The organism is Halorientalis persicus (assembly GCF_900110215.1).
Taxonomy (GTDB): domain Archaea; phylum Halobacteriota; class Halobacteria; order Halobacteriales; family Haloarculaceae; genus Halorientalis; species Halorientalis persica.
On the sequence record NZ_FOCX01000005.1, the window covers coordinates 1 to 12,540 of the forward strand.

The following is a 12,540-nucleotide window of genomic DNA, read 5'->3' on the forward strand; positions in this document are numbered from 1 at the left end:
CGTCACCGCCGACCACGCAAAACATTTCATTTTAGCTGTATGTGAAGAGTTCGAAGATGATTTGATTGTGGTGCTTGATGGAGCACCGTATTTCCAGGCGTCGGCCGTCACGGACCTAGCGGCCCGTGACGACCTCGCCTTCGTGACGCTACCCTCGTATTCACCGGAGTTGAATCCGGTCGAAGAATGCTGGAGACAGCTGCAAAAGGCTCTTAGCAACCGTTTCTTTGACTCGCTCGACGAGCTAACAACAGCGATCGACACCGCTCTCGACAAACTCTCTGTTCCTAAAGTGAGCAATTACTTCTAGTGTCTACTATAGCCGCGCACCCACAGCACGACGCTGAGTAACGCCAGGACGGCCGCAGCAACCAGTGTGAGGACGCTCTGCAGGAACGGCGATCCCAACAGCGCACCCTGCGTTCGGGGCCGGGGCTCCGAACCGGGATCATCCGCGGGCGTCGCGCGGGTCTCCGGCGGTGGCGTCGTCCCTGCCATCCGCTGGGATTCCCGATTCGTCTTGATATCCGTCTCGGGGGACCCACTCGTCGTCGGTACCGGCGTCAGGGTCGTCGACTGTTCAGTTGTGGCCGTCGTCGTCTCAGCCGACCCCGAGTCCGATGTTGCGGTTCGGTTCCCGCCAGGAGTTTCCGTCCCGGTCTCCGTTCGCTCGTCCCGTGCGTCCGAGTCCGCCGGATCGGTGCCGTCAGGCTCGGTGTCCGTTTCATTCCCGTCGGCCGCCGGGTCCGTCTCGTTCGACCCGGATTCGGGGACGGTCACGAGCGCGAAGTGGCTCGTCGGATCGTCGACCCGCCGGTCGTAGCTCCTGGCGGTGACGAGGCTCGTTCTGTAGGTTCCGTTGGAGAGATTGAACGTCGTCACGTACGCCGTGCCGACGTGGAAGTTCGATTCGCGGTCGGCCACCTCGTCACCATCCATGTCGTAGACGGCGAGGGCGATTTGCCGAAGCCGCTCCGAACTCCCGACCCGAACGGTGAGGGTCGTCCCCGCTGTGGTCGCGGTGTAGGACTCGATCAACGCCGGTTCGTCGGCCGCCTCGCTCTCTGCAGTCTCGTTTTCGGCCGTCCCGTTCCCGGCCGTTTCGTTTTTGGTCCGATTCGTGTTGCCATCCGATTCGTCGCCGTTCGTCCCGTTCCCGGTTCCAGCGTCGGTATCGTCGGTCGAGGATTCGTTCGTCTGGCGAACGAGCAGTCCCGCCTCGAGTGACGACCCACCGCCTCCGTCACCGGCCGTCGCGGACGGCGCGTGACCGGCCGCCGCTGCCGTCGGTTGTCCCCCCGCGACGCCCGCAACTGGAACCGCGACGAGCAGACAACACAGGACGCCGACCAGAGCCTGCGATATCGTGGCATCGAACGCCGATTTCCCTGTCATAGTCGTTCCGGGCTGTGACGGACCGTGCCCTCACCCAGGCGAACCGTCCCACCACAGCCGTTCGTACTAGTCAGTCCGCAACCAGTTATTTAGAGTTTACAGTTCGTAGATTTATCGCCACCGACAGGTCGAATCATGGGCGAGTGGCGGAGGCGGTAGATGTGCCTGTCGCGGTCTCGGAGTCGGCACGCATCCGGCGCGCAAAGCGCGCCGGTTCACCGAAAGACGATCCTGCTCGCCTCGCTTCGCTCGGCTGTGCGGGCTGGGACTTTCGAGTGCTCACGAGAGCGGGGCTCTCGTGGCATCCCGAAAATCTCCGATTTCCCGCTTGCAGCCAGAAGTCTTCGACTTCTGGCGACGTCACGAGCGAGCGAAGCTCTCTCGAACGACAGTAAAAATTTAGTTACCGAACATCCCGGTCGACATATACCGCTCGCCGGAGTCCCAGAAGACGGTGAGGACGAGCGGGCAGTCGTCGAACGCCTCCGCTCCGGGGTCGGCGGGGCCGTCGCCGTCCATCACGATCCCCGTGTCGGGGCCCCCCTCGTCGGGTGAGGGTGGGCACTCGGCGTCGGGGTCGGCCAGTCGCTGGGCGACCCGTCGGGCGACGACGTTGGTCCCGCCGGAGGACTGCCCGACCAGAATCCCTTCCTCGCGGGCGAGACGACAACACTCCGCTTCGGCTTCCTCGATGCCGACGGTTTCGACCGAATCCAGCAGGTCGGTGTCGAGGTTGTCGCTGACGAAGCCCGGGCCCATGCCCTGGAAGTCGTCGGAGCCGGGTTCGCCCGTCGAGAGGACGGCGTTGGCCTCGGGTTCGACGGCGACGACCTCCATGTCGGGAAACTCCTCCAGCAGGCGGCGCGCGGTCCCGGAGAGTGTGCCGCCGGTGCCGACGCCGGCGACGAAGGCGTCGGGGGTGCGGTCGCCCAACTGCGCCAGAATTTCGGGACCGGTCGTGCGGTAGTGGGCTTCGGGGTTGGCGGGATTCTCGAACTGTCGGAGCTGGACCATGCCTTCTTCGGCTTCGAGGCGGTCGGCCCGCTCTTTGGCTTCGTCCATCTCGCCCTCGACGAGTTCGAGGGTCGCACCGTAGGCTCGCATGAGGTTGCGTCGCTCCTCGGATTTGGAGGCTGGCATGACGATGGTGATGTCGTAGCCCTTGGCGGCGGCGACGAGCGAGAGGCCGATCCCGGTGTTGCCGCTCGTCGGTTCGACGAGGTGGTCGCCGGGTTCGATCACGCCGTCGGCCTCGGCGGCCTCGACCATCGCCAGCGCCGGGCGATCCTTGGCCGATCCGCCCGGGTTCTTCGACTCGATCTTCGCGGCCACGGTCGCCCCCGGCGGGGACTTCACCTGCACCAGCGGCGACCCGACGGTCTCCAGAATCGACGAGTGCATTTGGAATCGCTATGCCACCCCGGCTTAAGTGCCCACTGCCGCCGGCAGGGCGTGCCTCGGTCGTTGACGCCTGGCCGGCCGTCGGGTTTTTTGCGCGCGGCCGTTCGAGACGGTACCATGGCACGACCGTCGGCCGCCGGCGAGGTCGCCGAGACCTACGTCGCCGCCCTCCAGCACGATCTGGTGGCGTTCGAGGACGCCGCACTCGTCGGCGTCGTCCGCCAGCCGACGGGCTGGTTCCACGGTGCGGTCGACGAGAATCGGCCGGCACTGGGGCCGCCCCAGGAGCTACTGGCGGAGACGAAACAGCGCCACGAGGACCTGAAGATGCAGGGGCTCTGTGACGAGGGCGCGCACAACGCGGCCTGGGACGAGGTGGGGTTCGAGGAACGGTACCGGGGTCACGTCCGCGAGTCCGCCGACGCGCAGGCAGCCCTCGACGACCTCGCCGAGCGCGTTCGAGACGGCGAGACCGTCGTCCTCGTCTGTTTCGAGGGCGAAGACAAGCGGTGTCATCGACACGTACTGGTCGAACTGCTGGACGAACGGCTTGCCGATGGGATCTGACGGTCGCCTGTCGGGAACACACCGGTTAAGGCCGCCGACCGCGTTGGTGGGGGTATGAGCGACGGACGACTCACGACGATGGAACCGGACCCGGTCTGGGACGAAGACTCCTACGAGGAGACGGTCGAGACGCTGCGCGACCTCGACGAGAGCGTGGTGTTCAAAGTCTGGGGCGGCGACTGGTGCAAGGACTGCCGGTCGCAGCTCCCGGCGTTCGGCGCGGCGCTTCAGGCGGCAGAAATCGCCGAGGACCGGATCGAACACTACCCGACCGAGAAGGAAGACGACGGATCGAAGACCGGTCCCGGCGTCGCGGAGTACGGTATCGAGTACATCCCGACGGTCGTCGTCGAGGACGCGGAGACGGGCGAAGAACTCGCCCGGTTCGTCGAGGACGCCGAGGTCCCCATCGCGGTCGCCCTCGCCGACGACCTCGCCGATGTCGAAACGACGGCCTGAGCGCGCCGATAACCGAATCGGACGCGATCCGCAACCAACGAACGAACAGTCGGTGACCAACTGGTAGCCAGCGCCTAGCCACGCTCCCGGACTCCGTAGGAACATCGTACTCCCGGCTCCCTGTCTCGGAGGTGGGGAGTACACGATTACTGACCTGTACTATTCGGAACATAACGAAGGGCGTCGGTGAGAGAGACTGATAGAGATAAGAGCGCATACTCCCGCCTTCCCGTGAGTGACGAGTGTTCCGACGCTCTGTCGGAACCGAGGAGCGAACAGGCGGGGGTCGAGCGGACAGCAGGGTGGGACAGTCCACCGTTCTATTGCAGTGCCGGATTTCCCACGATTTCACTTTCACCCTGGATGGCTGAGATATATGTCTCTCACAATCCAGAGATGGGGTACGGCGACGATGGGCGAGGTCACGAAAACGCTTGAACTGAAGCTTGTGGACCCGACCCTCCACAAGCGGCGGAAGCTTCGTGAGACACGGGACGCCTACCAGAACGCGCTTCAGGCCGCCTTCGCCGCTGGCTGTGACACACAGTCAGCGGCCAACGACGTGGTTGTCGAGTACGACCTGAGTGGCTACGCCAAAAACGCCCTCAAGCAGTACGTCCCACAACTCCACAACAGCTACGACGCCGACGAGCTTCACGACGACCACCCGGTGCGGTTCACCAACGAGGGACTGCAACTCGACCATCAGCCACAGAACGCGATCGAGTGGTACGTCAAAGTCCCGCACCACGAGGATTACCACCTCTGGATTCCAGTACGCGCCAATCCCGATCAGCGAGAGTGGCTGGAAGCGGTGTACGCTGACGATGCCGAGATGGGTGAAAGTCAGCTGTTCAAGCGCGACGGAACGTGGTATCTCCACATCACTGCTACCCGCGACGTGGCCGAGCAATCTGCGGCGTCCGCCGACGAGCAAACGCCCATCGGTGTAGACATTGGAGAAGCGAGTCTCGTCACGGTGTGTCACCGTGACGACTCTGGTTCTCCTGTTCGCCCCGAACTGTGGGCCGACGACGGCAAGGCCGTTCGTCGGCTCCGCAAAACCTACTTCACCGCCACAAGACGCCTGCAGCAGCGCGGCAGTGAGCGAATCGCAGACTCGTTCGGTGACGCTCTGTGGGACCAGATTGACGATATATTTCACCGCGTGACCCGCGAGGTTGTGGCATACGCAGAGTCCGTCGAGAACCCGGTGCTGGTGCTGGAAGACCTGACGGACATCCGCGAGAACATGGACTACGGCGCATACATGAATCGACGGTTGCACGGATGGGGCTTTGCCAAGCTCCATGCACAGATTCGCTACAAAGCCGCCGAGACGGGGATTCCCATCGAGACGGTGAATCCCCGCAACACGTCGAAGGCGTGCCACGCCTGCGGTGAACATGGCTCCCGGCCACGACAGGCAACGTTCCGATGCTTGAGTGACGACTGTTGGGTCGGTGAGTACCAGGCTGACGTGAACGGGGCGATAAACATTGCAGACCGCTACCGTAGTGGAGAGAGTCACCGCCGAAGCGACCGGAGTTCCCGGCAGAAGGCCGGTGACGATGACTCGGCTACGGATGGGGCCTCTTTGACCGGGCCACAAGACAGCCACGCCGTTAACGAATCGCGCAGCGATTCGTTCGCACACCAGAAATCTCCGATTTCTGGGGACAATGCTGAAACCCAGCAGGTAACGCGTGGAACGAATGCGTCTTGAAACCGACAGGCCGCAACACTCGGCCTGAAATCCCGTGGCGGGATTCCTCCGCGTTCACGCGGAGGAGGAGGTCAATCGATGCGCCGGAACACGAACGCGGGTCTCGACAGGCGGCAATTCATCAGTGGCGTCGCGGCGGGGGCGGGGGCGTTCGCCTCGACAGGGGTCGCAGTCGCGGGCTGTAAGGACCACGACACCCCGGACCTCGACGAGGTCGCGGCCGGGGAATCCGACAAGACCTACTACTGTCTGCAAAAGCGGTGGTTCTTCGAGAAGAAGTTCGTCGAAATCACGCCACTGAAAGGATCGATCCCGGTCGAAGAGCTGTACGGGTGGGACCGGACCCACTACAGTTCCGTCGGGACGAAACCGCTCCAGCGCGAGGACACCTGCACGCTCTTTCTCTACGAGGGACCGGAGGGGGACGTGAGTCTGGTGATCGTCCACGAGAAGTGGACGGGCGACAACGACGGCGGGGCGGCGTCGTTCACCTTCCTCGGCCTGCCGGAAGACGGCTCCTGGGTGGTGCAGGACGACGAGTACGACGCGCCGAGCAACTTCGACCAGTGGGAGACCGAGGGGCTGCTCCAGACCGTCCACTGGACCTGGAAAGGGGGCCGAAACGACGGCGGCGCGTACGGCCCGCTCGACGACGACCTCTACTTCCGGATCGACCCGTCGTTCAACGAGGACGCCGAACTCTACGGCGATGAGTACGAGGGCAGCGTCGAGAAGTGGCAAGTCCTCTCGGGCCGTCTCGACGACCCCGAGCGACACACGCTCTGGATGGACGAGGGCGCGAACTTCTTCAAGGACGTCTTCAGCCACCGCGACCACGAAGACTACTGGGAACAAAAACGCGAGGCGTGGGACGAGGACGGCAAAAAAGACGACGGCAAACACGACGAAGACGAGCAAACTGGCGACGAGGAGGGAACGGACGACGACGAGAAATCGGACGACGGTGGAGAGGAGGATCATGGAAACGACCACGAGGACGATGACGAAGGAGGCTGGTGGGACGACGACGAGGAAGATGACGACGAAGACACCGATGCTGACGACGGTGGTTGGTGGGAAGACGACGAAGACGACGATGACGACGATTGGTGGGACTGATTCGGCGGCGGCCGGCGGCTCGCAGTGACCCCGGTCAGTACTGGAGCGTCGACTGGTTCACACGATAGATCGTCACGGCGTCGTTCTCGAACACGGGTTCAGTGGCGTCGTCGTCGTCGAACCGGTCGGTGCCGTACCGTGCGCGTTCCTCCGGACCGTAGTAGACGTACCGGACACCGTAGCGGTCGAGGAGGCGGTGGCGATCCGATCGGCTCCCGTTGAAGATGACATCAGCGTCGTCGACACGACGCCAGTAGGCGTCGGAATCTCGGAAGCCAGCCTCGTGTGCCCACCCGGCCACGGTGGGGACGCCGGTCAGACTCGACGGGGCGTTGATCCAGTCGTAGTCCGGGCCGGTCCCGGAGCCGGGCGCGGTCAGCAACGTTGGCGTCCCCGACTGATCGTCGAGCCAGGTAATCGCGGCCATCCGGTCCGGATATCGCTCCTCGGCGAACCCGAGCGAATCCAGTGTCGGGTCCGCGACGCTGTTGTGCGGTTCGCCGTCACCGTCGGTCCACTCGACCACTGCGGCTGCGCCGTAGAGACCGGTCGAGAGGACAAGCAGTGTCACGACGACCGGCCGGAGATCGACCCCACCGACCCTGGGGAGTGACGGCCCGTCGCCGTCGGACAGCAGGCGGCCGACGACGACGGCGGCGGCCACGCCGAACAACAGCCAGACCTCGGCGTAGGTCTTGAAGAAGGTGTTCACGCGCCCGATTCTCGTCGGTTCGTTCAGGTAGACGAGTTCTACCAGGACGACGAGGGCGAAGCCAGCGAGCGCGAGGACCGCCTCGTAGCCGACCGGGGTGTCGGCGTCGGAGCGGCGGGCCCGCTGGAGGACGAACCAGGCGACCAGCACGAGGATGGCGAACACGATCACGCCGGCAAAGCCCGAGAGGAGGTAGTTCACCATCGCGACTGCGCCGACGACGATGCCGGCGCTCGTGCGGACCTCGGTGTCCGGCGTCAACCGGACCAGCAGGTACGGGACGAGAACGACGAGGAACGGGCCGTGGACGAGCAGGAGCGATCCCAGCGAACTCCGGGTCGGGAGCACGGCGACGGAGAGGCCGGTGGTCGCCGAGACCGACCAGAACGGCAGCGACCACACCACTGCCAGGAGCGCGACGAGGCCTGTCGACAGCGTCGTCGCGAGCGCGCGCCCGTCTCGGACGAACCGGACGACCGGAGCGTCGCCGGACAGCGGGACGCGTTCGCGCAGGCGGTCGAAGCCCAGCGACACGGGCGACGCGGGGGTAAAGTACAGTGTCAGCCAGACGAGGCCGAGAAGGATCGGGAGCGACCAGCCGTTCGTCACGGTCACGAAGCCGGCGATGGCCGGGACCAGTCCGAACACGACGGCCTGTCGGTACCGTCGCTTCTCCGCGTTCGTCCCGAAGTACGCGTACAGACAGGCGACGGCCAACAGCGAGAACGGTGCCGCGAGCATATGCGCGTGCAGGTCGCCGTTGAGGTAGGCAAAGAGCGGGAACTCGGTTATGGTTCCCGGCACGACGCGACTGGCTGGCCAGTAGTCCAGTCCCCCGATCGCCGCGGTGACCGAGCCGGTTCCGAGATTCCGGAGAAAGCGAACGGTGGGGAGGAAGTTGCTCGCGAAGCCGACGAAGAAGGCAGCGGCGAGCCCGGCGGTGCGACCGGCGTCCCAGCGCCGGCCGATGGCCCCTGCCAGCCCGTAGGCGGCAGTCACCAGCGCCGCGTAGAAGGTGGCCAGCGAGAGGTTGTAAGCGAGCCGTGCGGGCGTGCCGGTGAGTCGCGCCAGCAGCGAGGCCGTGAACTGCCCGCCGTAGTAGTAGCTGAACGGCTCGCCGGCGAACCACATATCTTCGGCCGGCAGGGCCGTCGCTCTGAGGTGTGCACGGAGCAAGCCGAAATCGAGGAACTTCTCGCCGCTCGCCGGGTCGACGGCCGGATCGAAGGCACGGAGCGTGAGCAGAAAGACGAACGCGAGCACGAAGAGACCGTAGGCGGGCAGGCCGGCCCGGAACCGGTCGCGCCAGTCCGTCCGGCGGGCCGTGACGACAGTGGCCAGCCCCAGCACTGTGAGGCCGGCCACGAGCCCGGCCGTGATCGAGCGGTGGCCGATCCAGAGCGCGACGCTACCAACCACGAACAGTGCGGCCGGGACGCCGAAGGCGGGCGCGTAGCGGCCGAGGTTCGCGAGCGGTCCGATCGTGATCAGTCCACCGGCCAGCCCGAGGACGAGACAGACCACCAGCCAGCCGACGACGACATCGAGGGGAATCACCCGTTCTCGGGTGGATGGCTCACAGCGCGGTCACAAAAGCACGGCGGCACCCGTCAATCTCCTGTCTCGAACCACTCTAGCGCCGCTCCGATGTCGTGGCGCGGCGGCGAGCAGGTGAACGCCCGGCAGGCGTACACCGTCGGTTCGCCGTCCCGTGCGCTCCGGTCGGCCCAGATCGGCGGCGCCTCGTCGAGATCGAGTCGGGCGAGCCACTCCGCCAGCCCGTCGGCGGTCGGCGGCCGGCGCGTCAGGATCCGACCCGGGAGGTAGGCCTCGCCGACGGCCGCCCGCCAGTCCTCGGGGAGGGGGTCGGCGGCGACGGTGAGTTCGTGACCGCCGTGTTCGTAGCCGTCGGCGGCCAGTACGAGCGACGCGTGCCGGAGCGGGTCGGACTCGATCTCGTCGCCGTGGGTCGCCAGGACGGTCTCGGCGATATCGGCGAACCCGTCACGGGGGCGGAAGTGATCGAGCGCGAGCAACAGATCGGCGGCGACGCCGGCGCTGGCGGGCGTCGACTGGTCGGTGAGCTCCTGCGGTCGCGCGACCAGCCCCTCGCCGTCGGCCGGCGTGAAGTACAGCGTTCCCGCGTCGGCGTCCCAGAAGTTCGCCTCGATAGCCCGCGCGAGATCCAGCGCGAACGCGAGGTGGTCGAGGTCGCCCGTGGCCTGATACAGGTCGAAGGCACCCCGCGCGAGGAAGGCGTAGTCTTCGAGGTAGCCGTCGACGCTCACGTCGCCGTCCTTGTACCGCCGGGCGAGCCGTTCTTCCTGTTCGTCCCACAGATGCTCCCTGAGAAATGCCAGTGCGTCGACGGCTGGCTCGGTGGCCTCGGGGCCTGCCACGAGGCCGGCCTCGGCGTAGGCCGACAGCATCAATCCGTTCCAGCCCGCGAGGATCTTCTCGTCGCGGCGGGGCCGCGGTCGCTGTTCGCGGGCCGCGTGGACGGCGGTCGTCGTCTCGTCGAGGACGCGCTCCACCGTGTCTGAGTCGAGGTCGTACGCGTCGGCGAGGTCGCCGATCTCCGCGACGACGGTCAGCACGGTCCGGCCCTCGAAGTTGCCCGGTTCGGTGACGCCGTAGCGGTCACAGAACAGGTCTGCGGCGGTGTCCGGGTCCACGGTATCGAAATCCGCCCCGGCGACGGCCTCCTCGACTTCCGCGGGCGTCCAGACGTAGAACGCACCTTCCTCTCGCTCGCCGGACTCGCCCTCGCTCTGGGCGTCGAGCGTGCTGAAGAAGCCGCCGTCGGGATGCTGGAGTTCACGGGTGACGAAGTCGAGCGTGTCGAGTGCGTACTCGCGGTAGCGCTCGTCGCCGGTCGCCTGGTAGCCCGCCAGCAGCGCACGGGGGATCTCGGCGTTGTCGTACAGCATCTTCTCGAAGTGGGGCACGGTCCAGTCCCGATCCGTGCAGTAGCGGTGGAAGCCGCCGCCGACGTGATCGTAGAGGCCGCCCTCGATCATCGCGTCGAGCGCCTCGGTGGCGACCGTGCGGAACTCCTCGCGGCCCGTCCGACGGTGAGCCCGCAGGAGGACGTGAACGCGGCCCGCTTGGGGGAACTTCTGGCCGCGGCCCCAGCCGCCGTGGTCGCGGTCGGCACCGCGGAGGGCGGCCTGGGCGGCCGCGTCCAGGGCCTCCGATGGCGCTTCGCCAACCGATTCGGGCGTCTCTTCGAGTTCGCCTTTGACCGCGTTCGTCCACTTCTCGGCGCGCTGTTCGAGTCCGTCGCGTTCGGTCTCCCAGCTCTCGGTGATGTCTTCGAGCAACTGGCCGAAGCCGGGCATCCCGCGCTTGGATTCGGGCGGGAAGTACGTCCCGACGAAGAACGGCTCGCCCTCGGGTGTGAGGAACACGGAGAGGGGCCAGCCGCCGGTGCCCTGGGTCATCTGGCAGATGGACTGGTAGATCGAATCCAGGTCGGGGCGCTCCTCGCGGTCGACCTTGATCGGGACGAAGTGCTCGTTGAGTTTGCGGGCGATCTCGGGGTCCTCGAAGGACTCGTCTTCCATCACGTGACACCAGTGACAGGCCGAGTAGCCGATCGAGAGGAAGATCGGGTCGTCACGGGCCTGGGCGGCCAGGAGTGCCTGCTCGTCCCACGGCTGCCAGTTGACGGGGTTGTCGGCGTGCTGGCGGAGATACGGACTCTCCTCGTCGTCGAGGCGGTTGCGGTCGGTGGGAGCCGCGTCGGTCATGGGACGGGGTAGGCACGCCGGGCACTTGAGGGCGGGGACCCGGGATTGGGGGCCCACAGCAGGCTATGGCAACGCTTACGTGAGCGTAGTTCGCGGGCTTTCGTATGACAGAGACCGTGCTGCTGGTGGGCGGTGGCGGTCGCGAGCACGCCATCGCTCGCGCGCTCGCCGATTCCGACGCCGACCTGTACGCCTGTGCCGGGAATCGAAACCCCGGCATCGCGGAGATCGCGGTTGGATTCGAGACACTGGACACGACGACGCCGCCTGCGGTCGTCTCCTACGCCGAGGACGTCGAGGCCGACCTCGCGGTCATCGGCCCGGAGGCGGCCCTCGAAGCCGGCGTCGCCGACGCGCTCGACGACGCGGGTATCTACACGTTCGGCCCGCAGGAAGAGGAGGCCCGCATCGAGACGGACAAGGGCTTCCAGCGACGCTTCATGGAGAAAGAGGACGTGCCGGGCTGTCCCGACTTCGAGGAGTTCCGGGACGCCGAGGCCGCCTGCGAGTACATCGACGAGTACGACGGCGACCTCGCGATCAAGCCCGCCGGCCTCACCGGCGGCAAGGGCGTTCGGGTCATGGGCGACCAGGTTGACGCCGAGGAAGCCAAGGCGTACATCCGCGATTCGGACTACGACCGGATCGTCCTCGAAGAGCGTCTGATCGGCGAGGAGTTCACGATCCAGGCGTTTGTCGCCAACGGCGAGTTGCGCGTCACGCCCGCCGTGCAGGACCACAAGCGCGCCTACGAGGGCGACGAGGGGCCCAACACCGGCGGGATGGGCAGTTACAGCGACGGCTCGCTGGAACTCCCGTTCATGACCGAAGACGAGTACCACGACGCGGTGGACGTACTGCGGGCCGTCGTCGACGCGCTCGAGGGCTACAAAGGGGTGCTGTACGGTCAGTTCATGCTCACCGCCGAGGGGATCAAGGTCGTCGAGTTCAACGCTCGCTTTGGCGACCCCGAGGCGATGAACACGCTGCCGGTACTGAACACGGACTTCCTCGACGTGCTGACCGCGGCCCGCGACGGCGAGAAACTCCCGAAACTTGAGTTCCAGCGCCAGGCTACCGTCTGTAAGTACGCCGTCCCCGACGGCTACCCGACCGACCCCGAGGCCGGAGCGAAAGTCCAGATCGATGCGGATTCGGCGGGCGAGGCTATCCTCTTCTACGCCTCCGTCGACGAGCGCGACGACGGCATCTACACGACGACCTCCCGCTCGTTCGCGGTCGTCGGTGTCGCCGACTCGATCACCGAGGCCGAGGAAGTCGCCGAGGACGCCCTCCAGCGGGCCGGTACCGACGGCCTGCGCGTCCGCCACGACATCGGCAAACCCGATCTCGTCCAGCGCCGTATCGACCACATGGCCGAGTTGCGCGACTAGGCGAGGGGGTTCCCT

The 12,540-nt window shown here is 66.1% G+C and carries 10 protein-coding genes; 6 read left to right on the top strand and 4 right to left on the bottom strand.

The window, feature by feature from the left end; genetic code table 11:
* Nucleotides 1-310 (top strand): transposase (locus tag BMX17_RS06945; RefSeq protein WP_170845351.1); only part of this gene is annotated, 310 nt, incomplete at its 5' end.
* Here BMX17_RS06945 and BMX17_RS06950 read toward each other — a convergent pair.
* Complete coding sequence (locus tag BMX17_RS06950) at nt 307-1,395, bottom strand: hypothetical protein (protein ID WP_092658763.1); 1,089 nt, start codon at nt 1,393-1,395, stop codon at nt 307-309. The two genes, BMX17_RS06945 and BMX17_RS06950, sit on opposite strands and share 4 nt — an antisense overlap.
* Nucleotides 1,396-1,794: 399 nt before the next feature.
* A complete protein-coding gene (locus BMX17_RS06955) occupies nt 1,795-2,796 on the bottom strand; it encodes a PLP-dependent cysteine synthase family protein (protein ID WP_092658764.1) in 1,002 nt (333 codons plus the stop codon).
* Between the two features lie 117 nt (nt 2,797-2,913).
* On the opposite strand from BMX17_RS06955, the gene BMX17_RS06960 reads away from it, so the two are divergent.
* From BMX17_RS06960 to BMX17_RS06975, 4 genes are all read left to right on the top strand, one after another.
* Complete coding sequence (locus BMX17_RS06960) at nt 2,914-3,363, top strand: DUF488 domain-containing protein (protein WP_092658765.1); 450 nt, start codon at nt 2,914-2,916, stop codon at nt 3,361-3,363.
* Nucleotides 3,364-3,417: 54 nt separating this feature from the next.
* Nucleotides 3,418-3,822 (top strand): TlpA family protein disulfide reductase, encoded by a 405-nt coding sequence (locus BMX17_RS06965; RefSeq protein ID WP_092658766.1) that lies wholly within the window; start codon nt 3,418-3,420, stop codon nt 3,820-3,822.
* A gap of 412 nt (nt 3,823-4,234) precedes the next feature.
* Entirely contained in the window at nt 4,235-5,548 is a 1,314-nt protein-coding gene (locus tag BMX17_RS06970) for an RNA-guided endonuclease InsQ/TnpB family protein (protein WP_092658988.1), read from the top strand.
* 78 nt (nt 5,549-5,626) lie between these two features.
* Nucleotides 5,627-6,667, top strand: a complete 1,041-nt coding sequence (locus BMX17_RS06975; RefSeq protein ID WP_092658767.1) for a hypothetical protein — start codon at nt 5,627-5,629, stop codon at nt 6,665-6,667.
* 34 nt (nt 6,668-6,701) lie between these two features.
* Here the strand turns inward: BMX17_RS06975 and BMX17_RS06980 are convergent, their stop codons facing one another.
* Both BMX17_RS06980 and BMX17_RS06985 read right to left on the bottom strand, forming a co-directional pair.
* A complete protein-coding gene (locus tag BMX17_RS06980) occupies nt 6,702-8,936 on the bottom strand; it encodes a DUF2298 domain-containing protein (RefSeq protein ID WP_092658768.1) in 2,235 nt (744 codons plus the stop codon).
* Nucleotides 8,937-8,989: 53 nt separating this feature from the next.
* Complete coding sequence (locus BMX17_RS06985; RefSeq protein ID WP_092658769.1) at nt 8,990-11,131, bottom strand: thioredoxin domain-containing protein; 2,142 nt, start codon at nt 11,129-11,131, stop codon at nt 8,990-8,992.
* Nucleotides 11,132-11,235: 104 nt separating this feature from the next.
* Here BMX17_RS06985 and purD point away from each other — a divergent pair, with 104 nt between their 5' ends.
* Nucleotides 11,236-12,525 carry a phosphoribosylamine--glycine ligase gene (purD, locus tag BMX17_RS06990; RefSeq protein ID WP_092658770.1) on the top strand — a complete coding sequence of 430 codons (1,290 nt, stop codon included), beginning with the start codon at nt 11,236-11,238 and terminating at the stop codon, nt 12,523-12,525.
* Nucleotides 12,526-12,540: the final 15 nt, after the last annotated feature.